Origin of the sequence: Oscillatoria sp. FACHB-1406 (assembly GCF_014698145.1) — a bacterium.
In the GTDB taxonomy this organism is placed as follows: Bacteria; Cyanobacteriota; Cyanobacteriia; order Cyanobacteriales; family Spirulinaceae; genus FACHB-1406.
In genome coordinates this window covers 13,311-37,953 of record NZ_JACJSM010000027.1, presented here as the reverse complement: position 1 = coordinate 37,953, position 24,643 = coordinate 13,311, and the positions used below count along the sequence as shown (strand labels likewise).

15 protein-coding genes are annotated in these 24,643 nt (G+C 48.8%); 5 read left to right on the top strand and 10 right to left on the bottom strand.

Annotated elements, in window-relative coordinates; genetic code table 11:
* Positions 1 to 65: 65 nt before the first annotated feature.
* Positions 66 to 1,256, bottom strand: coding sequence for a M20 family metallopeptidase (locus H6G50_RS20665; protein ID WP_190720708.1), 1,191 nt, complete (start codon positions 1,254 to 1,256; stop codon positions 66 to 68).
* Between the two features lie 193 nt (positions 1,257 to 1,449).
* Between H6G50_RS20665 and H6G50_RS20660 the strand changes: the two genes are divergently transcribed.
* A complete protein-coding gene (locus H6G50_RS20660) occupies positions 1,450 to 2,868 on the top strand; it encodes an ATP-binding protein (protein WP_242032921.1) in 1,419 nt (472 codons plus the stop codon).
* 155 nt (positions 2,869 to 3,023) lie between these two features.
* Here H6G50_RS20660 and ureG read toward each other — a convergent pair whose 3' ends face one another.
* From ureG to H6G50_RS20640, 4 genes are all read right to left on the bottom strand, one after another.
* The gene (gene ureG, locus H6G50_RS20655; protein ID WP_190720706.1) at positions 3,024 to 3,623 is read right to left on the bottom strand and encodes an urease accessory protein UreG; all 600 of its coding nucleotides are present in this window, start codon (positions 3,621 to 3,623) and stop codon (positions 3,024 to 3,026) included.
* 169 nt (positions 3,624 to 3,792) lie between these two features.
* A complete protein-coding gene (gene metX, locus H6G50_RS20650; protein WP_190720703.1) occupies positions 3,793 to 4,878 on the bottom strand; it encodes a homoserine O-acetyltransferase in 1,086 nt (361 codons plus the stop codon).
* 3 nt (positions 4,879 to 4,881) lie between these two features.
* Entirely contained in the window at positions 4,882 to 6,174 is a 1,293-nt protein-coding gene (locus tag H6G50_RS20645) for an O-acetylhomoserine aminocarboxypropyltransferase/cysteine synthase (RefSeq protein ID WP_190720700.1), read from the bottom strand.
* Between the two features lie 365 nt (positions 6,175 to 6,539).
* Positions 6,540 to 8,348 (bottom strand): penicillin-binding protein 1A, encoded by a 1,809-nt coding sequence (locus H6G50_RS20640; protein ID WP_199303300.1) that lies wholly within the window; start codon positions 8,346 to 8,348, stop codon positions 6,540 to 6,542.
* A gap of 435 nt (positions 8,349 to 8,783) precedes the next feature.
* Between H6G50_RS20640 and tyrS the strand changes: the two genes are divergently transcribed.
* The 3 genes from tyrS to H6G50_RS20625 all read left to right on the top strand — a co-directional run bounded on the left by tyrS (position 8,784) and on the right by H6G50_RS20625 (position 15,621).
* Positions 8,784 to 10,010, top strand: coding sequence for a tyrosine--tRNA ligase (tyrS, locus tag H6G50_RS20635; RefSeq protein ID WP_190720694.1), 1,227 nt, complete (start codon positions 8,784 to 8,786; stop codon positions 10,008 to 10,010).
* Positions 10,011 to 10,357: 347 nt separating this feature from the next.
* A complete protein-coding gene (locus H6G50_RS20630; protein ID WP_190720691.1) occupies positions 10,358 to 12,010 on the top strand; it encodes an AAA-like domain-containing protein in 1,653 nt (550 codons plus the stop codon).
* Between the two features lie 53 nt (positions 12,011 to 12,063).
* Positions 12,064 to 15,621 carry an AAA-like domain-containing protein gene (locus H6G50_RS20625; protein ID WP_190720688.1) on the top strand — a complete coding sequence of 1,186 codons (3,558 nt, stop codon included), beginning with the start codon at positions 12,064 to 12,066 and terminating at the stop codon, positions 15,619 to 15,621.
* Positions 15,622 to 15,678: 57 nt separating this feature from the next.
* Here the strand turns inward: H6G50_RS20625 and H6G50_RS20620 are convergent, their stop codons facing one another.
* The 5 genes from H6G50_RS20620 to H6G50_RS20600 all read right to left on the bottom strand — a co-directional run bounded on the left by H6G50_RS20620 (position 15,679) and on the right by H6G50_RS20600 (position 23,572).
* Positions 15,679 to 16,344 carry an ABC transporter ATP-binding protein gene (locus H6G50_RS20620; RefSeq protein WP_190720685.1) on the bottom strand — a complete coding sequence of 222 codons (666 nt, stop codon included), beginning with the start codon at positions 16,342 to 16,344 and terminating at the stop codon, positions 15,679 to 15,681.
* Between the two features lie 140 nt (positions 16,345 to 16,484).
* On the bottom strand, positions 16,485 to 17,780 hold the full coding sequence (locus tag H6G50_RS20615) for an ABC transporter permease (protein ID WP_190720682.1): 1,296 nt from the start codon (positions 17,778 to 17,780) through the stop codon (positions 16,485 to 16,487).
* A 306-nt stretch (positions 17,781 to 18,086) separates the two neighbouring features.
* On the bottom strand, positions 18,087 to 19,646 hold the full coding sequence (locus H6G50_RS20610) for a biotin/lipoyl-binding protein (RefSeq protein ID WP_190720678.1): 1,560 nt from the start codon (positions 19,644 to 19,646) through the stop codon (positions 18,087 to 18,089).
* Between the two features lie 295 nt (positions 19,647 to 19,941).
* On the bottom strand, positions 19,942 to 21,660 hold the full coding sequence (locus H6G50_RS20605) for a hypothetical protein (RefSeq protein ID WP_190720675.1): 1,719 nt from the start codon (positions 21,658 to 21,660) through the stop codon (positions 19,942 to 19,944).
* A 25-nt stretch (positions 21,661 to 21,685) separates the two neighbouring features.
* Entirely contained in the window at positions 21,686 to 23,572 is a 1,887-nt protein-coding gene (locus tag H6G50_RS20600) for a hypothetical protein (RefSeq protein ID WP_190720672.1), read from the bottom strand.
* 243 nt (positions 23,573 to 23,815) lie between these two features.
* Between H6G50_RS20600 and H6G50_RS20595 the strand changes: the two genes are divergently transcribed.
* A complete protein-coding gene (locus tag H6G50_RS20595) occupies positions 23,816 to 24,520 on the top strand; it encodes a Crp/Fnr family transcriptional regulator (RefSeq protein ID WP_190720669.1) in 705 nt (234 codons plus the stop codon).
* The last annotated feature ends 123 nt before the right edge of the window (positions 24,521 to 24,643 follow it).

Below are 24,643 nucleotides of genomic sequence, written 5' to 3'. Positions count from 1 at the left end.
ATTAAAAATTAAAAGTTAAAAATTAAAAATTCTTTCCCCAGATAATTTCAGCGATTCGGAGCGGGTTACGATTCGCGATGTGGAGATTGCCAATATTTACAGGCAGCGTAGGCGAGGGTTACGACTCCTGTAACGATCGCGGATTCATCAACTTCAAATTCGGGGTGATGTAAGGGATGATTGAGCCGCTCCGGGTAGCCAACTCCCAAACGAAACATCGTTCCGGGCGCGCTTTCGAGGTAAAGGGAAAAGTCTTCTGCGCCGAGGGAGGGTTCGGTGAGGATTTGCACGCGATCGCTCCCCCACGCTTCCCGCGCTGCTGCTTCAATCAGTTGCGTCAGCGCAAAGTCATTCTGCACCGAAGGTACGCCGCGCCGATAGTTCACTTCGCAACTCGCCCCGTACATTTTGCAGATATCATTGACAATTCCCTCAATCCATGCTGGTAGGCTAGCGTGAGTTTCGGGATGGAGCGATCGCACCGTTCCGGCCATGCGGACGCGATCGGCAATGACATTCGGCGCGCGCCCGCCTGCAATTTGCCCAATGGTTAAGACGATCGGACGTAGGGGATTTTGAGTGCGCGCGATCGCCTGCTGCAACGCACAAATCGCCTGCGCCGCAATCCAAATCGCATCCTTCGCCTCGTGAGGGCGCGCCCCGTGTCCCGACTCGCCTTGAATAAAAATCTCCAAGTCGTCCGCCGCCGCCGTCAGCGCACCATAACGAATGCCCACCGATTGCGCCGGAATCGAGGGGAAAACGTGAACCCCAAAAATGCTACTAACATCGCGCATTGCCCCATCGCGCACCATCCAGCCCGCTCCCTGGGCGATTTCTTCTGCCGGTTGAAAAATAAAACGCACGTTTCCCTGTAGGGATTCTTGCATCTGCGACAGAATCATCGCCGTCCCCAGCCCTAAAGTCGTGTGAACGTCGTGACCGCAAGCGTGCATAATTCCGGGTTTGCGAGAGGCAAACTCAACGGAGGTAAGCTCTTGAATCGGCAGTGCGTCCATGTCGGTGCGAATGCCGAGAATGCGATTATCTTCGCCGCGTCCCTGCAATTCTCCCACAACCCCCGTTTTACCGACTGCCTCCTCGACGCGGAGACCGCAAGAGGACAAGACTCCGGCCACGTAAGCGGCTGTTTGATATTCCTGACCGCTAAGTTCTGGATGGGCGTGCAGGTGACGGCGAATTTCAATCAGTCGCGGGGCAAGGGTTTGAGCGAGGGTTTTAATAGTAGAGAGCATGGGAGCAGTTATTCAGTTAGCGGTTAGCGGTTAACAGTACCCGTTCTATGGTTTAGGCAGCGTCGTGCAAGATAGCAGTTACCTCAATAAACGCTTTTAATCAGCGCGATCGCTATTGTAACGACTACAACCTTGCTGGGTTGTTCGCGATCGCTAATCGTTCGTCTGTTTTCTTCTCGCCCCTTCGCTTGCCTTGCAAAAAAGTACGTTTGTTTTACTCAGTGGCGCTTGTATAGAATTGAAACAAGCGATCGCAAAAACTGCGTTATTTGTGAAAAAATCTCAAATGTACGGTTTTTTATACCAAACTATGTTGATTGAATTTAGTGTCGGAAACTACCGTTCGTTCAAAGAAATCGTCACGCTCAGCCTGGTTGCAACAAATCTGAAGGCAAAAAACGAGCAAGTTGACGAAAATAATGTCTTTCAAGTTGACGATAAATTAAGCTTGCTAAAGAATGCCGTCATTTATGGAGCCAATGCAAGCGGAAAAAGCAATTTAATTCAAGCTTTTGAGTTTATGAAAGATTTTATTCTCAATTCTTCTAGAGAAACTCAAATTACCGATGAAATTGCTACAGACAAGTTTAAACTTAGCACGGAATCAGAAGCACAACCCTCGTTTTTTGAGCTTGTTTTTATTTTAGAGGAAAAAATCTATCGATATGGTTTTGAGATCGAGCGCATGCGAGTTATTTCTGAATGGCTTTTTCATATCCCTAAAAAGAAAGAAACTTGTCTTTTTAATCGGAAGTTCAATGACTTTGAAATGACAAAAGTGTTTTCTGAAGGGAAAGGGTTAGAAGAAAAAACCAGAAAAAACTCTTTGTTTCTTTCCGTTGCCGCTCAATTTAATGGTAAGATATCGCAAAAAATTTTATTTTGGCTAGATCGTGAGACAGTTGTGTTGTCAGGCTTGAAAAGCAACTATTATCAGTTACTAACAACTAACTATGTTTTAGAATATCCAAAATATCAATCTGATATCGCTGATTTTTTAAGGGGTTTTGACTTGGGTATTGAAGCGATAAGAATTAAGCCCAGTCTGTATAATACTATTGAAGAAAATTATAACGGTAATCTTACGGAGGAGGCAAAGCAAGCAATTCTGGCATCGATTCAAAATTCTATCTCTGCACAGCTAGAACAAATTAAAACTCTTCATTTAAAGTATAACGACGAAGGAGAGGTAATAGCAACAGTAACCTTCGATCTCGATAAACATGAATCCGAAGGAACTAAAAAACTTTTTGCCTTCGCGATTCCCTTTTTGTTAGCCTTACAGAACGGTGGAGTCTTATTAATTGATGAACTCGACGCGCGCATTCATCCTGCAATTGTTCGCGAAATTGTTAAGCTATTCAACTCCAAGCAAAGTAATCCAGGGAATGCTCAACTCATCTTTGTGACTCACGATACTAATTTACTCGATAACGAACTTCTGAGGCGAGATCAAATTTGGTTTATTGAGAAAGATAACAAGGGAGCGAGCGATCTTTATTCTTTGGCAGAATTCAAGGTTAGAAATGATGCTTCCTATAAAAACGATTATCTTAAAGGTAAATATGGGGCTATTCCTTATTTTGGGCAATCTGAGTCGTTTAATCGATAATCGAGATGAACAAATGTTGGAAGCAGAAAAACGGTTAGATGAAAAGTACAGAAAAAATGCTGATTTAGACTAAAAGTTGGAAGGCAAGCAGGAGACAGCGATTCAGAATTCTAAAAAACTTTAGGATAGCTACGTCTCATCAAAACCTATTAATTCTATTCAATTTTTCGCTCTCGTACAAACGCGATCGCGTCCTGCAATCCTTCCCCCGTTTTTAGATTCGTAAAAATAAACGGTTTATCGCCGCGCATTTTCTTTGCATCCCGTTCCATTACGCCCAAATCTGCACCGACGTAAGGCGCGAGGTCAATTTTATTAATCACTAAAAGATCGGATTTTGTGATTCCGGGGCCGCCTTTACGAGGAATTTTATCGCCCGCTGCAACATCGATGACGTAGAGCGTTAAATCGACGAGTTCGGGACTAAAAGTTGCTGCGAGATTGTCGCCACCGCTTTCGAGAAATACATAGTTGAGATTGTTAAAACGGCGCTCTAAATCTTCGATCGCGCTCAAATTCATCGACGCATCTTCGCGGATAGCGGTGTGCGGACAGCCACCGGTTTCTACGCCCAAAATGCGATCGCGCTCCAACGCTTGCGATCGCACTAAAAATTGCGCGTCTTCTTGGGTATAAATATCGTTCGTCACCACAGCAATTTCATACTCCTGCCGCAGCGCTTTACACAATGCGTCTACTAAAGCAGTTTTTCCAGAACCAACTGGGCCGGCAACGCCAACGCGAAAAGCAGTCATCTTTTTAATGGATAATTGACAATGGATAATGGATAATGAATTTTTTTTTCGACGAGCGGTTATAAAATATCTTTTTTAATGGATAATTGACAATGAAAAGTTTTTGAATAAACTGGGACAAAATATCGAATTCGTAATTCATTATTCATTATCCATTATCCATTATTCATTACTTATAGCTCATTTCGCAGTTGGCGCAGTGGGCGGCGCGGAAATCAACGACGAAGCGATCGAGAATGTCTCGATCGAGTAGGAAGCCATCGTGTCCGTGGGGAGAAGGCAACCAAGCGAGTTTGGCGTTGGGGATAGCTTCAACGAGTTGTTGCTGTTCGATGGGCGGGTACAAGACATCGGATTCGATCCCGACAATCAGGGTAGGTTGAGCAATTTTTTCCAACACGGCAGGATAATCGCCACGATCGCGCGATAAGTCGTAGGTATCCATTGCCTTCGTCAAGGTGACGTAAGTATTAGCATCGAAGCGATCGACGATTTTTCGTCCGTGATGCTGTAAATACTCCGTTACGGTAAAGGGGGCGTTAGGATTGTTGTTGGCGTGCTGGCGACCGAAACGTTCTTCAAAGTTAGCCCAAGAGCGATAGGTAAGCATCGCGATCGCGCGCGCTGCGGCCAAACCGGCGGCGGGAGGGCTTTCGGGGTCGTAATAGCCATCCTGCCAGAGCGGATCGAGATAAATCGCTTGGCGCTGGGTTTCGCTCAAACCGATACACCAAGCTGAATGTCTCCCGGAAACCGCGATCGCGGCGATTGCGCCTACCCGTTCGGGAAACATCATCGCCCATTCCAACACCTGCATTCCCCCCAAAGACCCCCCGATCGCCAATTGCAGGCGATCGATGCCCAATGCGTCCAACAAGCGCGCTTGCAGGCGCACCATATCCCGAATCGTAATTTCGGGAAAGTCAGCGGCGTAGGCTCTGCCCGTGGCGGGGTTGAGGCTGGTGGGTCCCGTGGTGCCGTAGCAACTGCCGAGGACGTTACTGCATACGATAAAGTCTCGCGTCGGATCCAGGGCTTTGCCGGGGCCGAACAAATGCCCCCACCAAGCATCCGCCTGCGCCCAGCCCGTCAGCGCGTGACAGACCAACACGGCATTACTGCGATCGGCATTCAACGTTCCCCACGTACAGTAAGCAACGTCCACCTGCGGTAAATCAAACCCGGATTCCAATAAATAGGGTTCCGGAAGGCGATAGAACTGGGTTTGAGGCGAGATAAAGGCTTGGATGCTCATCGATTAACCGAGCGCTTGCTCGAAGTCTGCTTTAATGTCGTCGATATGCTCGATGCCGACGGAAACCCGGATTAAGTCCGGACGAACGCCAGCGGAGAGTTGCTCGGCTTCGCTGAGTTGCTGGTGAGTGGTAGAAGCGGGGTGAATGACGAGGGTTTTTGCATCGCCCACGTTGGCGAGGTGGCTGGACAGTTTGACGCGATCGATGAAGGCTTTCCCGGCTTCGAGACCGCCTTTAACGCCGAAGTTTAACACGCCGCCGAAACCGTGTTTGAGGTATTTCTTGCCGCGTTCGTGGTAGGGATGCTCTGGCAAACCGGGATAGCTCACCCACTCGACTTGGGGCTGTTGCTGCAACCATTGCGCCAGTTCGAGGGCGTTATCGACGTGGCGTTGGACGCGCAGGGAGAGCGTTTCTAGCCCTTGGAGCAGCAGGAAGGCGTTGAAGGGACTCATAGCGGGGCCAATATCGCGCAGGCCTTCGACGCGAGCGCGGATGATGAAGGCGATGTTACCGAAGGGACCGCCAGTACCGAAGACATCGGAGAAGACTAAGCCGTGATAGCCCGGGCTGGGTTCGGTAAAGATGGGGAAGTTGCCGTTGGCCCAGTCGAATTTACCGGAATCGACGATTACGCCGCCGATTGAGGTTCCGTGTCCCCCAATCCATTTGGTGGCGGATTCGACCACAATATCGGCTCCGTGTTCGATGGGACGGCAGAGATAGCCCGCTGCGCCGAAGGTATTATCGACGATCAGGGGGATGCCGCGATCGTGGGCGATGGTGGCGAGGGCGGCGAAGTCGGGGATGTTGAATTGCGGGTTGCCGATGGTTTCGACGTAGAGGGCTTTCGTGCGATCGTCGATCGCGGCTTGGAAGTCCGCCGGATCGTCACCATTGACAAACTTGACATCAATCCCCAAACGGGGTAGTGCAACTTTGAAGAGATTGTAAGTGCCGCCGTAGAGGAAACTGGTGGAGACAATATTATCGCCTGCTTGCGCGATCGTACTAATCGCTAAGAACTCCGCCGCCTGACCGCTAGCCGTCGCTAGGGCTGCTACGCCGCCTTCGAGGGCTGCTACCCGTTGCTCGAACACATCCGTTGTCGGATTCATCAAGCGCGTATAAATATTGCCGAACTCCTTGAGGGCAAACAAATTTGCGCCGTGAGCGGCATCGTTAAAGGTATAGGAAGTGGTTTGATAAATTGGAACGGCTCGAGCGTTAGTTCCCGGAGCCGGATTTTGTCCTGCGTGGACTTGTAACGTTTCAAAGCGGTAGTTTTCAGCCATTTCGATTTTGGATTCTCCCAATACAACGAACAGGTAACCAGCGATCGCGATGCAGCTTTCTCAGCAGTTAACCGTTAACAGGATCTCATAGACAGCCGCGTTCTTGTCAAGGATAAAGAGGAACCTTTCGCTCTTGCTAGAGAGCAGAAAGCGCGATTGTCCTCACTCGCTCGGCTTTTCCGACAAAGTAAAGATTCTTAAAAACCGCTCGGACTCTCTCTTCCTCTCTCTCCAATTGTCAACCGTTTGTTATCCTAGCGGTCTATCAGAATTCAAGAGGTGGATGTGCGGCTCGTCGCTCTCCCTCTTACCCTCTCCACCGTCCCTCCGTCTCCCGAACCGATAAAATTAAACTTTAAAGACCGCTAGGACTGAGGGCGCGGGAATTGAGACGGGTCCGGGAAATCTTCCACGGGTTCGTTTTTCAGCGCATCGGACATAAAATCCTGCCAGATCGGAGCCGCATAGCCGCCGCCCGTTACGCCGCCGCCCAAAGGACGGTAGTTATCGTTCCCAATCCAAACGGCCACTGATAACTGCGGCACGTAGCCAACGAACCAAACATCCCGTTCCGAAGAAGTCGTCCCCGTTTTTCCGGCTGCCGGACGACCGATCGCCGCTTTTTTCCCCGTCCCGCCTGCAATTACGCCCTTGAGGACGCTCGTTAAGGAAGCCGTCGCCCAAGGATCCAGCGCGAGCTTCGGTTTCGGAACGTTGTCGAGAATCACGTTACCGCTGCTATCGGTGACGCGGACGATTGCAGTCGTGTCAGACTGCCAGCCGTTGCTTGCAAAGGTTGCATAGGCTCCGGCCATTTCTAACGGCGTTACCCCGATCGCACCCAAGGGCAGAGAAACAACGGGTTCGAGCGGACTCTTTATCCCCAAGATGCGACAGGTTTCGATGACCTTATCCAAGCCTACCGCCCGACCGATTTTTACAGCCGGAACGTTCAGCGATTGCGTCAAGGCCGTGTAAATACTGACCGCACCGGAATAGCCGCCGCCGTAGTTTTTGGGGGAATAGTAACCGCCGCCATCGCGGTAACTGACGGGCGAATCGTAAACGGTAGAATAAGGGCTATATTTACCGGTAGCGAAGGCAGTATAGTAGACGAACGGTTTGAAGGCCGATCCGGGTTGGCGCAAGGATTGAATGGCTCGGTTAAATTGGCTTTCTTTGTAGTTTACGCCCCCGACCATTGCTTTAATGAAATGAGTGCGAGGATCGACCGCCACCAGAGCGACCTGATCGGCGTAGAGTCCGTAGGATTGCAGGCGATCGTGGGCATTCGCGACCAGTTCTTCCGCGCGTTTTTGGTAGTTGTAATCCACGGTCGTTTGGACGCGCATTCCACCTTTTAAAACTGTATCTTTACCGAAGCGATCGATCAGTTCGCTCTCGACCACCTCCGTAATATAGGGGAGATCGCTCCTTCTCCAGGCCGTGGGTTTGCCAACTTTTAGGGCTTGTTTGTAGGCTGCGTCGGCTTCTTGAGGCGTAATCCACCCCAACTTTTTCATCCGACCTAACACTTCTGCTTGTCGGCGTTTCGCTTCCTTGTAATTAATAAAAGGACTGTAATCTTCCGGTGCTTGAATTAAACCCGCCATCATTGCAGCTTCTGGCAAAGTCAGCTTAGAAGCGGGTTTACTAAAATAACTTTGGGCTGCGGTTTGAGCGCCGTAAGCATTGTGACCCCAATAGATGCTATTGAGGTACATCTCTAAGATTTGCTCTTTACTGAAAATCTGCTCGACGCGAATAGCGAGAACTGCTTCGGCGAGTTTCCGACTCACGGTGCGTTCCCTCGAGAGGAAGAGGTTTTTTACCAGCTGCATGGTGAGGGTCGAACCCCCTTCCGCCACGTAGCCGCGTTTGAAGTTTTCCGATAAGGCGCGACCGACGCTAGTGGGGTTAATGCCTTGATGTTGGAAAAAATGACTGTCTTCAATGGCGAGAACGGCGCGTTTTAAGTTGGGCGAAATTTCATCGAGTTTAATGTTTTCGCGGTTGTATTCGCCGTGGAGACTGTCGAGGAGGCGGCCTTTAACGTCGTAAATATAAGTCGTTTCGGTCGGGACGTAGGTTCGCAGAACTCGCACGTCGGGCAGATTGCGAAAGCTAATGGCCAAACCGACCAACCCTCCCGCCGCGATGGAACTCACCAGCATGGTAGTGCCTAAAACCGTTGCGCCTGCTGCCTTCACAACGCCCAAACCAAACCGGGTTGCAGGTCCCGGCGCGCTCTTATCCTCGTGTTTTTGTCTAACGGTGCTAGTAGTTGCCACAGTAATTTCACATCCTCACTGAAAAAAGAGTTTAGCGTTGCGATCGCGAGTCGGCAAATGCACGTCAATTTGTTTCCTAAGTTTAAGAGATTGACTCGAGATTCGGTTCATGTGCTGGCGGGAAGCGATCGCTGGAATCCTGAAACTGCACGGGATAGGACTTTAGGGAAGGAGGAGCGACCCACTAGACGGATCGATAACTTTCGTCTGGAAACAAGAAAATTTCTGCTTTTTTGAAATATATATTAATATGCGATCGCCTAAAATACTAATCCAATTGCCTCGAATTCCTTCATAATTCCCGAACTGACCCCTAAAATGCTATCCTCTAACCCCCATCCCACTCTGAATTGGCTGTACCGAGGGACGCTTGAAATATTCCCCGATCGCCCGGAGTCGGAAAGTCCGGATGAAAATTTGGCTTACCGCATTATGGCACAGCCCGATCGACCGCTGCGGGTGAAATTAGGGATCGATCCCACCGGGACAGATTTGCATTTAGGTCATAGTATCCCTTTCAGAAAGCTGCGGGCGTTTCAGGATGCCGGTCATATTGCTGTCATTATTATTGGTGATTTTACTGCCCAAATCGGCGACCCGACCGGCAAGTCAGAAGTTCGCCGCCAACTGACTCCCGAACAGGTGAAGCAGAATGCAGAAACTTACCTCGAACAATTGCGCCCCATCCTCGATTTTGAGACTCCCGGACGGCTAGAGATTCACTACAACTCGAGTTGGCTGTCTAAACTGGATTTAAGCAAACTGATCGAACTGTTATCGACGATGACAGTGGGGCAAATGTTAGCAAAAGAAGGATTTTCGGAGCGTTTCGAGCGGGAAAATCCGATTTATCTCCATGAGTTTCTTTATCCCTTAATGCAGGGCTACGATTCGGTAGCAATTGAAGCGGATGTGGAGTTGGGCGGGAACGACCAAAAGTTTAATTTAGCCGTCGGGCGCGATTTACAGCGGCATTTCGGACAAAAACCTCAATTTGGGCTGTTGCTGCCGTTATTATTGGGGCGCGATGGGGTCAATAAGATGTCGAAGTCGTTGAATAATTACGTCGGGATGACGGAGGAGGCACTCTCGATGTACTCGAAGCTGGAGAAAACGCCCGATGCGCTTCTGGGGCAGTATTTTGAGTTACTGACCGATTTACCTTTAGCGGAATTACCGGAAAATCCGCGCGATCGCCAGAAATTGCTAGCCCTCGATGTCTCCGCTCAATATTGGGGCTTAGAAGCAGCAAAAAACGCTCAAAAAGCAGCATTAGATTTGACTCAGGGCGAGACAACGCAAACCGACACCGTGCCGGAATTTTCTTTATCATCAATTGCGTTTCCTGTCAAGCTCAATTTCTTGCTCAAAGAAAGCGGCTTGTGCGCCAGTAGTAGCGATGGACGCAGGGCGATTCAAAATCGCGGCGTAAAGTTAGATGGCGAAACGGTAGCGGATGTGGGCTTTACGGTGGAGTCTTTGGAGGTCGTGGAAGGGAAAGTTTTGCAAGTTGGGAAGAATAAGTTCGCGCGCTTAGTGAAGTGAAGAATCGATCGCGAACAAATTGAAAAATATCCGAGATTCTTAGGGACTCGAAAATCATGGTCAGGGTGCGTGTTGCTAGGAGAAACCCTACGCGATCGCGCCCTATACGAGCTTTCAATAGGGAAACACAAACTAAAATTAATATTTCATCTTCTCTCTAACCTTGTGTCATCCCTTACCGAAATGCTAGCATAACACAACAATTTAATCTAAGCACAAAAAATATAGCCTTGCGTTCCAGGATTATTAAATTAATTTTCCGGGTAGAGTTTTTATACTAATTCTCACAGAGTTTGCACTGGCTAAAAGCATCGGTTCAATAATGACCTGAAATCCCCTCGCAACTCATGACCATCATTTCTAACGCGGACAATAGAAATCCCGAACAAACTTTGGCAGAATTTCCCGGCGGTTCCCTGCCGCTCGGTTCTCCATTTTATATCGAACGCCCTCCCGTCGAACAACTGGTCGGTCAAGAAATTTGCAAGCCGGGAAGCGTCATTCGCATTAAAGCACCCAAACAAATGGGAAAAAGTTCTTTATTGCTGCGCCTCCTTCATCAAGCCAAACAATTCAATTGCCGCACTGTTCGCCTCGATTTTAGGCAGATAGATAACAATATCTTTAGTTCTTTAGATTGGTTTTTGCGCTGGTTTTGTGCCAACCTTAGCCGTCAACTCGAACTAACACCCCTGATCGAGGAGTATTGGGATGAAGAGATTGGCAGTAAAGTAAGTTGTACGATCTATTTACAAGGCTATTTGTTAGAGCAGATCGATACTCCGATTGTTTTAGTCTTGAATGAGATTAATTTGCTATTCGAGCATCCTCAGATCGCGCGCGAGTTTATGGGTCTATTGCGCTCCTGGTATGAGGAGGCAAGGCAACAAGAAAGTTTCCAAAAACTCAGGCTGGTTCTGGTACATTCAACCGAAGTTTATATTAATTTTAATATCAATCAATCTCCTTTTAATGTGGGGTTGCCTGTTTGCTTACGCGAATTTACGTTAGAGGAAACGATCCATTTGGCAGGAGCTTATGGACTCGATTGGACGGACGAAAGCGAAGCAAAGAAACTGATGGCAGTAGTGGGGGGACAACCGTACTTAATCGGGATGGCACTTTACCATCTCGTCACCTCTTCTGTGAGTCTTGATGAAATCCTAGAAAAAGCTCATGATATTGCAGGAATTTATAGTAGCTATCTACGAGAACGCTTAGTCTTGCTGCAAGAACATCCAGAATTAGCAACGGCGCTTAAAAAAGTTGTTCGTGCTGAAGGAGGGGTCAAGTTAGACCCGCTCTTAGCCTATAAACTCGAACAGATGGGATTAGTCAAGTTAGAGGGCGATTCTATAACCTTAAGTTGTAATTTGTACCGAAAGTTTTGTACGGTTTATGATTTTGGAGCCAGAAGTCTACCCGATACTATTAAAAAATTAAAATCGGAAATTCATACATTAAAGCAAGTTGGTAAACTTGATGAAACTACTAATTTTCTCAAAGGAAGTCAATTAGAGTTCTCGCTTAAAAATCTGTTAGCAGAACTTGATTCTCAATCGAGTTCGCTCTCATTTATTTTATGCGAAATCGATTTCTTTAATTTTTATACTAAACGAAAACAACAATCTTTATCAGAAAAAACTCTGCGCAAAATTGCGGGAGCCATTCGCAAGAGTGTTTTTGGGGTAGAGCATTTAGTTGCTCGTTATAGCTGGGCGCAATTTGCAATTGTTTTACCCGGTCTTGGGGAAAAAAGCGCGCTTCAAGTTGCAAAAAAAATTCACTTGGAAGTCAAAAAGCTAGCCATTCCTTACAATCTGGAAGATATAGGAGGCTTACACTCTTTAGTGATTACCGTAAGTTTGGGATTGACGAGTTTAAATCCTAACCCAGAAACGTCTTTTGAGGGTTTAATAGAAGTTGCATCGGAGGCGTTGCATCAAGCGAAAATCGAGGGTCGAAACCGTACCAAATCGATCTCAATGTTTGAAGTCTAAAAGCGATCGCAGCAACGCGCAAACCTCAAGCTCGATTTACAATTATTCAGATTATGACTTACCAATATCAAGTTGGTGGTAGCCTCAGTATCGATGCTCCTAGTTATGTCGAGCGACAAGCCGATCGCCAATTATATACCGCCCTCCGCGCTGGAGAATTTTGTTACATCCTCAATTCTCGGCAAATGGGGAAATCGTCAATCCTTGTCAGAACTCGCCATTTATTACAAGAACAGGGGTATCGATGCAGTAGCTTAGATATGACGCGCATTGGCAGCGAAAATATTACGCCAGATCGGTGGTATAAGGGCATAGTAGCAGAGCTATGGCGCGGCTTTAACTTGCTGGGAAAAGTCAATTTAAAAACCTGGTGGAACGATTTAACCGATATCTCCCCCTTGCAGCGCTTGGGGAATTTTGTAGAAGACGTTCTGCTGGTTCAATTTCCTGATGAAGAAATTGTTATTTTTATTGACGAAATCGATAGTATTATCAGTTTAGATTTTGCGATTGATGATTTTTTTGCTTGGATTCGCTTTTGCTACAATCAACGCACCCTGAATCCCGAATACAAGCGCTTAACTGTAGCTATTTTCGGCGTGGCAACTCCTTGCGATTTAATTGCAGATAAAAATCGCACTCCTTTTAATATCGGGACGGCGATCGAATTGCACGGATTTACAAGCAAAGAAGCACTGACGCTGGCGGCGGGATTAGCGAAAAAAATAGAGAATCCGGAAGCTATTGTCCGCGCCATTGTCCAGTGGACGGGAGGACAGCCTTTTTTAACTCAAAAGCTGTGTAAGCTGGCAGTTAACTTGTTAGAAACGGCAGGAGAGATGTCGGGAAAAACAATTCCTCTGGGGATGGAAAACTATTGGGTGGAGTCAATCGTCAATGAATACGTGATTGAGAAGTGGGAAAGTAAGGACGAACCAGAGCATTTGCGAACAATCCGCGATCGCCTACTGAGAAATTCCCAACGGGCGGGGCGATTATTAGGAATCTATCAACAAATTTTACAAGGGATAAAAGTCAGCAGCGATGATAGTTCCGAACAAATCGAGTTGATTCTTTCGGGCTTAGTCCTTAAAACCAAGAATGTTTTAACAGTCCGCAACAAAATTTATGAGCAAGTCTTTAATCTCGGTTGGGTCGAGAAACAATTAAAAGCTCTACGTCCCTACTCACAAATCTTTGAAGCTTGGCTGACGGTTCAGCAGCAAGATAACTCGCGCCTGTTACGAGGTCAAGCGTTAATCGATGCGAAGAATTGGGCGCAGGGGAAAAGCTTGAGCGATTTAGACTATCAGTTTTTAGCTCGTAGCGAGCAATTAGACAGACAAGAAACTCAACAAGCTTTAGAAGCAGCTAGACTTCAGGAAGTTGAAGCGCGATTATTGCTGCAAAAACGCAGTGCTAGACTCCAAAAATATTCGATCGCGGCGCTAACAGCCGCCTTAATGTTAACCGGCACTCTCGGCGCGATCGCTTTTTGGCAGTATCGTCAGGCTTTAGCCAGCGAACGGCGAGCGAGAATTGGTGAAATTAGAGCGTTAGTTTCTTCTTCTGAGGGTCTTTTCATTGCTAACAGTCGATTAGATGCTTTAATTGAAGCACTGCGAGCAAGGCAGAAATTGCTATTGTTAACACGAGCCGACCCCGATATTAAAAATAAGGTCGAAATTGCGCTCCAGCAAGCCATTTTAGGGGCAGATGAATACAATCGCTTCTCAAAACCGATGGGGGGAAGTATTGGTTTGGCGATTAGGGGAGATGGCGAGATAATTGCAGCCAGCGGTCGGGAAAATACGGTTAACTTGTGGGCAAAAGACGGTCGGCTGCTGAAAATGCTATCGGGACATAAAGCTTTAGTCGGGAGCTTAGCGATCGCTCAAGACGGTAAAACAATCGTATCGGGTTCGGGCGATCGCACGGTCAAAGTTTGGAATGCTGACGGGACTTTGCGCCACACTTTAACAGGCGCTCGAGCCAATATGGGTGGTGTTGCGATCGCGCCCAATAGCGAATATATCGCAGCCACCAGTGAAGACGGAATGCTGCGACTGTGGGACAAAAAAGGCACTTTACTAAAAACGATAAAAGCCAATACAGTCATTAATTCTGGCGTTGCCTTTACTCCCGATAGCCAGAATATCGTTGCCGGGAGTGGCAAGGGAATGTTGAATATTTGGAATCTTAACGGTCAGCTTCTAACTGCAATGAAGGCTCACGAATTGGCGGTGCTGGATGTTGCCATTAACCCGAACGGGGATACAATCGCCACTGCTTCTTTTGATGGTACGGTTAAACTTTGGCAATTCTCCCCAAATGGACTGAAATTGCTAACAACCCTCAATGCCCATGACGGTTTGGTCATTGGGGCTGCCTTCAGTCCCGACGGTACGCAGTTAGCGTCGATATCAGACGATAAAACCTTGAAGTTGTGGCAGCGAGATGGGGAGACTTGGGAGAAAGCCCAACTGCTGCAAACTTTCGCCGGACACCGCGCGCTCGTGACGAGTGTAGAATTCAGTCCGGACGGCAAAAGCATTGCAACTGCGAGTTTGGATGCGACAGTGAAACTCTGGAACCCCAATAATGCCTTGCTGCAATCCATCAACGATCGCAAATCATCGGTTTTCGGCGTTGCTTTTGCTCCAACTTATCCGGGACGGGAGCAGATTTTTGCTTCTGCTAGCACCGATCGCACCGTTAAACTTTGGAAGAGAGTTGATGGGGGTAGGCCGCTGCTGCTGCAAACCCTGAAGCATCAAGGCATTGTCATGGGAGTTGCTTTCAGTCCAGACGGTCGGCTTGTTGCTACGGCGAGTGGAGATTCGACGGTTAAACTCTGGACATTACAGGGTCAACTGCGCTCAACTCTCAAAGGACACGAAGGGGGAGTCAGAAGGGTTCGATTTAGTCCCGATGGCAAACTGCTGGCTTCCGGCAGTGCGGATGGTACGGTGGGATTGTGGAATCTGGAGGGGAAAAGCCCCGTTTTGCAGGCGAGATTGAAGGGACATCAAGGCGGAGTTTGGATGGTTAGTTTCAGCCCTGACGGTCAACTTCTGGCCTCGGCAAGTGGCGATGCGACGGCTAGACTTTGGACGAAGCAGGGTAAGTTGCTCAGAACGTTTCAAGGACACGATGCCATTGTCCGGTCGCTCGCGTTTAGTCCGGACGGTCAAACTCTAGCTACTGCCAGCCAGGACAAAACCCTGAAACTTTGGCGACTGGATGGCAGCGAACTGGCTACCCTTGAGGGTCTTGATAGTATCATGAGTGTAGCGTTTAGTCCCGACAGGCAATTGTTGGCTTCGGGGAGCGCCGATGGAGCGATTCAATTCTGGAAACTGGAAGCGGGTCAGAAGCCGAGCCTTTTAACCACTCTGAAGGCTCATACGGGCGGTGTTTGGGAGATTACTTTCAGTCCCGACGGTCAAACCCTCGCTTCGGCGAGTGGGGACAATAAGGTAATTTTGTGGAACGTCCCCGAGGTGCAATCTGTGGATCGCATCGTTCGTTATGGCTGCGATTGGGTGCGCGATTATTTACGCACGAATGGCGATTTGGAGGAGAGCGATCGCCATCTGTGCGATCGCTAGAGAGCCAATCCTATAAAATTGGTATAAGCAGGAAAATGCGTTGATTCGAGGCAATTTTTACGCGATCGCGCCATCTTGAATCCGAATCGTTCGTTTCGTCCGGGCGGCGATGTCGGGTTCGTGGGTAACAATGACAATGGTAATGCCCCGTTCGTTCAATTCCCCCAGCAAGTTCATCACTTCATGGGACGTTTTTGTATCTAACGCGCCCGTGGGTTCGTCGGCTAAAACTAAAGCGGGTTCATTGACGAGGGCGCGTGCAATTGCTACTCGTTGTTGCTGTCCGCCGGAGAGTTGATTGGGGCGGTTGTGGAGGCGTTCTTCTAAACCCACTTGTACGAGGGCGCGGGTAGCGCGATCGCGGCGTTCTGCTTTAGGAACGTTAGCATAAACCATTGGCACCATCACATTTTCCAGCGCTGTGGAACGGGACAGTAAATTGAACTGTTGGAAGACGAAACCGATGCGTTGATTGCGAATGTATGCCAGTTCGTCGTCGTTGAAGGTGGTTAAATCTTCGCCTTCAAACCAGTAACGTCCTTTGCTGGCGCGATCGAGACAGCCGATAATATTCATCAGGGTAGATTTTCCCGAACCGGAAGCCCCGACAATCGCGATATATTCTCCTTCTTCAATACTTAAATCGATCCCGTTTAAAATCGGAACGGGATTGCCGCCAAGGGAGTAATTTTTGGCGATATTTTCCATTAAAATAACAGACATTTTTATAATTGATAATTGACAATGGATAATGGATAATTGTGGGATAATTATTTTGAGTTAATGGAGTAGGGTGGGCAGCGCCCACCTGCTAGAACTTGGGTAAATTTAGAAACATACATTCACAAACGAGTAACGCTATACTATTCGCTCCGCAAAGCCGCGATCGGTTCTAAACGAGCGGCTGTTCGGGCAGGAATTACGCCAGCAACAAATCCGACAAACATCGAAAGAATGAAGCCAACGACAATCGAACTTCGCGAAATAATAAAGGGAAATCCGAAGGCATTTGAGCCAAAGTAAGCAAGACAGACTCCCGTCCCCGCCCCCACAACACCGCCAAGGGTAGAAATCGCGATCGCTTCAATCGCAAATTGAATTAAAATTGCTGAATTTGTTGCGCCGAGCGCTTTGCGAATGCCGATTTCCCGCGTGCGCTCGACAACGGAGACAAGCATGATATTCGCAATACCGATGCCGCCGACTAATAGCGAAATCCCGGCAATCGCGATCGCGAAGATTCTCAATACTCCAACAATATTAGAAAAAGCACTCACTAAATCGGATTGGTTCATTACCCGAAAATCATCGTTTTCGGGATTATAGATATTGTGGCGCAAGCGCAGAATGTTTGTGACCTGAAATTGAGCCGCAACTAAAGAATCTCGCGATTCGCTTTCAATCCAAATCGTACTAACAGAAATGCCTTGAAGGGCATTATTACCGACAATGCGGGCGGACATCGTTGTGAGGGGAATATAAATCGTATCGTCGCGATTCATCGGTCCCTGACTGCCTTTCGATTCCATCACGCCAATCACGAGATAATTTTCGCCTTGAACCCGAATTTTTTCATTTAATCCCGTTCCATTCCCAAAAAGTTTTTGTTGCACGACAGAACCGATAACTGCCACGCGATCGGCGCGATCGAACTCTTCTTGAGTGAAATAACGCCCGCTAGCCGGATGAGTATTTCTAACTTCAGGATAGTTAAGATCGCTGCCATAAATTGTGGTATTAATATTAGTGCCGCTGTAGACAACTTGACCGCCGCGCTGCAAGGTTGCCGAGACGAGTTTAGCCGAAGGCGCTCCTTTTTCAATTGCACCTTTATCCTCCCAGGTTAAAGTTGTCAGCGAACCCGCGCCTTGAGAAACATTTCCGCTCCGCGCCGCTCCTGACATGACTTGCAAAACATTCGTTCCTAGCGATTGCATTTGTTGCCCGACATTTTTCTGCATTCCTTCTCCGATGGAAGAAATAGCAGTAACAGAAGCAATTCCAATCGTTACGCCGAGCATCGTTAATCCGGTACGGAGTTTATTGCTCCAGAGCGCTTCTAATGCAATTCCAACAACTTCCGTAAAGGCAATTTGTTGAGTTGCTTTCTTTGCTTTATTCGTTTTCGGCTTCGCGGTTGTAATCTCTAGTTTTAACATAAGGATAAGCGATCGAGCGAGTGATTTTTAAATAACTAACAGGGCGAAATTATACTGTTTTCGATATATTTTTATTAAGAAGACATCGAAAAAGGCGAATCGGGAGCAGGTCAAACTTGCTGACGATTGCCCTCATCCCCCGGCCCCTTCTCCCAAACTTGGGCGAAGGGGAGTAGACTCAAAGTCCCTCTCCCAAAGTTGGGAGAGAGCGACAAAAGTGACTTGTTCCCGGGCGAATCAGCGCGCACCAGACCAATTTTTTTTGCGTTGAGAAACTTACCTTCATCTTTCAAGTAGCGCTATATTTCATTGAGGAGGAGGCGAACCATTATTGTTCCTTGGGGAGGAGCGATTCTGACCGGAATTTCTCCCTTTCGTTAGCTCGCCCAGCGGCCCTCTTAATTGCGCTTTCGGCTCCATTCCGGGCGGAAAACTCAGCAAAACAGAATCTTGCTTACCGATTCCCGATTTAACTTCAGTTTGCTCGCCGATAGTTAGCCCGACTTTAATCGGTTTAAAAACGGGTTTATTGTCCGTGCCGAGAGTATAAACGCCCGTCCCATTTTTCTGGCGAACGATCGCGGCAGAGGGAATCAAGAGCGCATTTTTTAACTCTCCCACTTGAAATTCAGTATCGACATTCATCCCAATTTTGAGCGCTTCCCGAGCGGCGGGTTCTAAAGCAACCTTAACCTCAAAGCTGGTGACGTTCGCCGTTGTCGTCGCTTGCTGGGCGATTTGGCTCACCTTTCCTTGAAACGGGCGATTGGGGTAGGCATCGCTGCTAATTTTGACGGATTGCCCGATTTTTACGCGCCCGACGTTGGCTTCGTCGAGATAGGCGACAACAAGCGGAGTGGCAGCCAGTGTCAAAATGGAGTTCGATGCGGCTCCTTCTACACTACTTCCTGCGGTGGTGGGCGTAACAAAAGAACCGGGATCGGCATATTTTTTTGTGACTGCGCCAGTGAAGGGCGCTTTAATAATCGTGTCGTTGACTTGGGTTTGAATGGTTTCTAATGCACCTCGGGCTGCATCGACTCGGGCGCGGGCGGCGGCGATATCTTCGGGGCGCGCACCTGCATTAACGAGATTGAAGGCTTGCTGGCGCTGTTCGAGTTGCGATCGCGCTTTAGCGATTTCTTCGCTTCTTGTCCCCCGTTGTTGCAATTTTAAGGCAGCGCGATCGCGTTCTACGGTTGCCTGCGCTGCATCCCGCGCCGCTCGTTTTTGAACGACGGTTTGCTGAGAAATTGCCCCCGCCTTCAGCAGTGTCTCGTTACGCTGCAATTCGTCTTCAGCAAGGCGCAACTCGACTTCTGCTTGATTGAGTTGTGCGTCCGCTTGGGCAATATCTTCGGGGCGATTTCCGGTTTCGAGTTGTTGCAGTTGCGATCGCGCTTCGTTGAGTTGGGCGCGCGCTTGGGCGATATCTTCGGGGCGATTTCCGTTAAGCAGTTTGTTTAAATCGGCTTCCTGTTGGGCGAGTTGGGCGCGCGCTTGGGTGAGTTGTCCCTGGAGGTTGGAATTATCCATGTAGGCGAGAATTTGTCCTTGCTGGACGCGATCGCCTTCTTTCACTAATAATTGTTTGAGATATCCCGAGGTTTTTGGGCTGACATTAATCGTGCGCTCCGGTTTTATCGTACCGTTGGCAGTGAAGGTAATCGGCAAGCTTTTTTCTTGCGCGGTTGCTGTAACCAGGGAAGTGGCTTTGGGAGTGGGCGCGATCGCGCGATAAACAATGTAAGCACCGCCCGCGATCGCCGCCATCAGTAACAAACCAAGAAGCCAACGAGAGTTAAGCGAGGGAAGCAATGCTTTGTAGCGCCTATGCGGATAAGAGGGTTTTGCTTCGCTTGTCATGGCTGATGCTCCTTGAAGTCTGTTGAATCTTAACCCGACTTACGTGACAATGTAGCTCGATTCGCTCCCTTTCAGAACTTAATAGAGAATTGTAAGAAATAAATTAGATCTGCTGTATGGATCGATCTTCCTAATTTACTTTAGAACTTAAGTACCAACTGGACTGCGATCGGTTGCTAGCAGCGATAACAATTTAGGATGACTGCATCAAAACCTAGGCTTAAAATTTGTTGCATTAATATTGCACGAATTGATTTTAAATGCTGTTACGAATAAACCCTTTTCGCCCGATATTTTAAAGCGTTACGATCGCGGGTTCCTCTAATTTCTGTCGCGTTCCGGATAGCAGCGCCGCGAAATATTGCCGCAAATATTGGCATTGTCGCCCGTTGGCGCGGTAGCGAAAGTCTTCGCCTTGGACGAATAGAGGTGCAATGGTAATGCGCTGGTAGTCGCGATTTTGTTGGGAAGCGAGGGTAAGCCAATGAGCGTTGGCAGTGGTAGGGACGAGTCCGGGGGGCAGGTAGCCATTGAGGAGATCGAACAGGCGTTGCTGGCAGGCGCGAGTATTGATTCCCCGTCCTTCGAGGCGCTGCATCAAGTCTTCAAGGCTAAAAGAACGGTTGGGCAGGACTTGCAGGATTTCGTTGAGGAGGAAGTAATCGCTGTATTGGTGGCGGAGGCGATCGCACGCTTGCGGAAAAAAGGGCAGTCGTGCTAAACCGATCGCAACGGTACTGCTGTCTGCGGGTTCTGGATGGGCAACGATTTCGGCGTTAACCAGTTTCTCGCTCAGCCATGTTTGCAGCGAACTCGTCAAGGCTAAGGCTGTATTGCCGCTAATCGTAACGCGCGCGATCGCCTCCGGTTGCAATCCCGTAGCACCGAGAAGCGCATTGAGTTCGCGGTTGAGACTGCCGAGATAAGGCGCAATAACTCGCTCCTCAAAATCCGCACGCCGCACGCTCCAAGTTTGCGTTCCCAAGGGCGCGCTAAATTCCGATTGATGCTGCAAAATTCTCCAAGCCCGTTCTGCGGTTTCTAAGCAGCGCCGCCCGCCGGGAAAACTCAGCAGTTGGGCGTAGGCGCGATCTCTTTCTAAAGGCGCGGGTTGTCCGGGTTCGGGCAGTTCGAGGTTTAATTGCTCGAGGAAGGGCTGCTCGGACTGCCATTGCGGGTAAATCAGTTGGTAAAATAAGTCCTCCGCGATCGCGCGTCCGCCGTAAGGAACGCTGCGAAAAGCAAAGTCATACAGGTTCAATTCCTCCGTTTTCTGGGGAACTAACCCTAGTGCTAATTCGGTATTCAACGCGCCGCCATGCAAAATCAAGGTCATTCCAGGCGCGATCGCGTAATGGCCGCTATAAGGAGCATTTTTCCAAACGCTCGTCCCCAATAACGCCGCGATCGCTTCCTCCAGCAAAAAAATCTGACTGCTATCCTCCACTAAACCCGCCTGTAACACGGCTTCGCGCAAGTTAAAGCGGTAAGCATCGTTCCAGCCCGCCGGACAGCTTAAAACCACCCCTGTAAGCGTTGCTAAAGCCGTTTGCAGTTCGCGATCCGATAGCCCGATTGCGCCTACCCCTTCTTGCAGCGTTGCAAACAGCTTGCCAACGGCGTGTTGCACCCAATCGAGAGAAACGCGCGCATTGCTGCTAACTTGCAAGAGTGGCTCCCAACGATTCAACCCGCGCGCGTAATAAGGAATCCCAAAATTGAGATGCAGTTTGAGGTTATCCAATAACACCCCTTGCTTCTGCCCTGCCAGCGCGATCGCTTCCGAGCCTACGAATAACGGCATTGCAGACGACGATTCCCCTTCTGGCGAAGCGGTAATATCCAAGTAAGCCACAGCGGGTAATTGAGTGAGCGGTGCTTCTTGCGATCGCCAATGCAAGGGATAATATTGCGGACTGCGATCTTGCTGTGCCGAACCCGTTTGCAATAAAACAGCCCTCAAGCCATTAGCACCTAAATCAATGCCCAAGTACCAACAGGAGTTTTCGCTCATTGCTCGATGTGAAACTTATTAATCTTCAATTTTTATCAGTTTCGGGATCGGTGGGGTTGGCAGCCGGACTCCAGGGATCCGTAACAATTTCCTCGGGCAAGGCCGAGCTATCTTTAGACTTCGAGGCAGAGGTATTGCTGTCTTCCGTATCCGATATCCATAGATCTTCGAGATCGATATCTCCTAAATTTTCACCGAGAAGTTCGGCGGGCGGCGTGTCGGCGGAAGATTCTTGGGAATCCGCTTCTCCGGGTAGAGGGGGCTTACTGAGGTCGATGCGGCTTTGGTCGAGAGCCGCTGGGGGAGAATTGGGCTTCGCTTCCTCTGGCAATGGCTCCTTACGGAGATCGATACCACCTTCACGCCCGAAACGTTGTAAATCTTCATCAAGGCGCTGGTTGAGTTGAGGGTCTTCGAGGACTTGTTCGACGCTGACTTTGCGGCTAAAAGAGCCTTCCTCAACTGCTATTAAGCTTTCGCCGGGAGGAACGGCGCTATAGGTTTCGGTTTCGGGCTCGGTATCGCTATAGGCGCGATCGAGAAGTTCGGTGAGGGAAGCAATCGTATCGGCGATCGGTCGAGGCGATTTTTCCTCCGAGGCAGACGGATTCACAACGGTTTCGGGAATCGAGGAACGGGCTGGGCTAGCAATGGGGTCAATTGACGCAGCAACTAGCTCAATAGGAGCGGAATCGAACAGCCCGACTTCTACGGGAATAAGTTCGGGTTCCCGGCTAGAGTTCTCCTCCTCAGTAGGTTTTTGTGCTTCTGAGGCGGGATCGTTAAGGCTGCCGAAGAGTTTATTTTCGAGGCGATCGAGTTCCGCTTCGTTATTTTGAGCTTTGAAGTCTGGCGCATCCCAAGGATCGGGGTAGCCTTCGCGAATCGACTCTTCATGCTCGGCGCGCTGCTTTTCTTGTTCGTCGCGATCTTCGAGTTGGAGGAGCGCGTCGATTTCCGAATCGTCCATCGATTCGATATCAAGGTTCGATGTGTATTCTTCCTCTTCCAGAACGGCAGAACGGGATGCTGCGGAGGCAGCAGCAAATTCTAGACCGGGGAAGGGATACATTTCTGCGGGATCGGACCGTTGCAGTTGTGTGGGTTGAGAGGGGGGAATTTCTAAAGGTTTGAGGGGAATCGATTCCGGCGGCACTTCAGTATTGCTGGGTGCTGGCGCGATCTCAAAATCAGTGGCGGACTCTGGGGGGGCGGAAACGAGCATTGATTTATCTTGCATTCCCAGAGCGTGGATTCGCCCGAGAGCCGCAGATAGAGAGCGTTCGTAGCCTTGGATGTCGCGCTCTAAGGTACTAAAAACTTGGCGAAATGTTGCGTCCAAGCTCATTAGCAAGCGATCGGATTGGACTTGCAACTGTTGCAATTGTTCTAAGCGCTGCGTTGGGCTTTTCGGTAAAGTGGGAAGCGTACCCGAAGCGGTTTCTGTCAAGCTTTCTTGGTAAATTGCTTGCGCTTCGATCCGCTCTAGGGTTTGTGCCATTTCCTGCTTTAAGCTTTCTGAGGCGCGATCGAGTAATACGCGCAGGAAATCTCCTAGCAGTTGTTGGCGCTGTCCTTCTAGCTGTTGAATGTCGCGCAATAAAACGTTTCGCTGTTGGCGTACTGTTTCTAATTCCATCTGCCAAGGCTGCATCCAAGTGGCGCGTTGCCCTTCGATTTGTTGGATGACAGCCGCAGCGATCGCGCTGGCCGTTTGATTCTGCCAGACTGCCGTCGGTTCCGATCCTTCCAAGCGGTCTTGGATTGATAGGAGATAATGGCGAATCCGTTCTAAAATTTCCTGATGCGCTATAGTTTCGGAACCTCGCTCGGAGCGATCGGAACTCGAACTGTTCCCAGCTAAAACGCAATCAATGTCAGCGATCAGCGATTGAAGCTCTCGAATAGTCACGGTGCAACCCAGAGGGAAATACTGCAAGGCGAGTTTTATTATGTTACTCCACTTGTCGCCGATTAACACTTCCCCGCCTAAAGACGCGGAATTTTCAATGGGGGGCTTTAGATCTGCCCGCCTTCTTTGTTATTTTATCGGGGTTGCCAAATTTTGGCGGTTATTTCCTTTTCCAATTTGTCCGGAGAACGTGAAACTCTCGAAATAGCGCATAATTAACTGTTGACGATTTGCTTGAGCCTCATGGATGACCGATTTAGTAACCGCGACCCCAACTCCGATGATGAGGTTATTTACTCTGCTCCGTTCTTCAAGGACTTGCCCGAGGAGCTTGTAAAAAAATCAACCTGTCATGCTGTTACCCGCAGCCACCCATCTAACCAAGTTATTCTGCTCGAAAACGATTGGGGCGGCTCGGTTTATTTCATTTTGGAAGGTTGGGTAAAAATACGCACTTATAATTTAGATGGTAAAGAAGTAACTTTAAATATTATCGGAAAGGGAGAGTTATTTGGGGAAATGGCAGCCCTGGATGAAGTACCGCGATCGACGGATGTCATTACCTTGACTCCTACTAAGATCAGCAGTATCCCCGCTCAAGATTTTATTGAGTTAATCCGTACCGAACCGATGGCAGGGGTACGTTTGGCGCAACTGATGGCAACGCGCCTGCGTCAGGTTAACCGGCGATTGCGCCTGCGAGAAGCCGATAGTGTTTCGCGAGTTGCTGACACAATTCTTTTCTTGGCGGAAGGACAGGGTAAAACTGTGAAGGGTGGTACGGAAATTCCTAACCTACCCCATCGGGAGTTGAGCAGTTTGAGCGGATTGGCTCGGGAGACGGTAACTCGCGTTTTGACTAAACTGGAGAAGAAGAACTTGATCGAACGCGATCAAGATGTATTGCGCATTCCCGATTTAAGTGCTTTAGAGCGAATTATTGCTTGACAATTGCTTGATTACCGAATAAAGCTCTTTTTTTTAAATAAAAGTTTTAAAAAAGAACTTTTTGTTTTTTCTTCAAAATAAAAGGTTTGAAGCGGGTTAATTTCTAATTGTTCATCGCAACTA